The following is a 1,132-nucleotide window of genomic DNA, read 5'->3' as shown; positions in this document are numbered from 1 at the left end:
GTTTGTGTAAGGTAAATAAATAACCGGTATTTTGTTTTTTGTACGAGTGCTTTTAGCTAATTGTCAGAATCTTATTAAATAAATTAGTTTTTCATTAATTTAATATTGGCATTGCTTTTGCTACTTATGATTGGAACTTTCGATAATCAGTTAATTTAGGAGAACGAAATGAAAAGCAATGTTGTTACTCTGGTTGGTCTATTTTCTCTAGCAACGTTTAGTACTTTATCTTACGCAGCGGACTCCAAAGATCATGGCGTTTATGTAGGTGCGAACTACGGTTATTTAAAAGTTGATGGACAAGATGATTTCGATGACGACAGCGATGCAATGCAAGCATTGGTGGGGTATCGCTTTAACCGTTACTTAGCGTTGGAAGGTGGCTACATTGATTTTGGTAGCTATGGTAACAACTTGGCTAATGCAGAGACGGATGGTTATACCGCAGCATTGGAAGTGACGGCTGCAATCACAGATAGAGTGGATGTGTACGCGAAAGGTGGCCAAATGTGGTATTCGACAGATTATAACGTTGCTGGATTCCATGGAAACAAAGATGACGAAGGTGTATTTGCTGGTGCCGGTGTGGGCTTCAAAGTAACGGATAACTTTTTAGTTAACGCAGAATACACTTGGTACGATGTGGAACTGAACGCAGAAAATGTATTTGATGGTGCGAATACAAATACAGACTTTAAACAAGCATCTTTAGGTGTGGAATATAGATTCTAATATTGCTAATAATTCTAACCCATAATAAAAATGCGAAGCTTAAATAGCTTCGCATTTTTTGTTGTGTTATATGAACCAGACCTGAAATTCTTAGTAAGGAGAAAATTGAAGAGACTATTTTACTCACTCAATCTGTTGCTAATGAAGCAAGAGCACCACCTAAACTATGACCTACGCAGTGTATTACCTTTGGTGCTTTTATGTTCTTTTTCGAATAACCAGCGATGTATGCTGCAAGTTGTGGCTTTATTGTATTGAAGAGATTTACAAAACCTGCATGTACCTTGTAACCGGATGAAGTACCTGATATCCCAAAAGCTTAGAAAACTTTAGATTGAAAAGCATATAGTAAGTACACACTTTCTATCTTTTAATGAGTACTTTTGAATTCTCATGTGTG

Annotated in this window: 2 protein-coding genes; one reads left to right on the top strand and one right to left on the bottom strand. The window is 36.8% G+C overall.

Annotated features, from left to right (window positions below; all coding sequences use genetic code 11):
• Nucleotides 1-168 precede the first annotated feature (168 nt).
• On the top strand, nt 169-732 hold the full coding sequence (locus R7E42_RS25080) for a porin family protein (RefSeq protein WP_318073251.1): 564 nt from the start codon (nt 169-171) through the stop codon (nt 730-732).
• 127 nt (nt 733-859) lie between these two features.
• On the opposite strand, the gene R7E42_RS25075 is transcribed toward R7E42_RS25080, so the two are convergent.
• Entirely contained in the window at nt 860-1,042 is a 183-nt protein-coding gene (locus R7E42_RS25075) for a lipase family protein (RefSeq protein ID WP_268809555.1), read from the bottom strand.
• Nucleotides 1,043-1,132: the final 90 nt, after the last annotated feature.

It is taken from the genome of Vibrio sp. Vb1337 (assembly GCF_033338715.1).
Classification (GTDB): domain Bacteria; phylum Pseudomonadota; class Gammaproteobacteria; order Enterobacterales; family Vibrionaceae; genus Vibrio; species Vibrio alginolyticus.
This window is presented reverse-complemented; position numbering and strand designations above follow the sequence as displayed.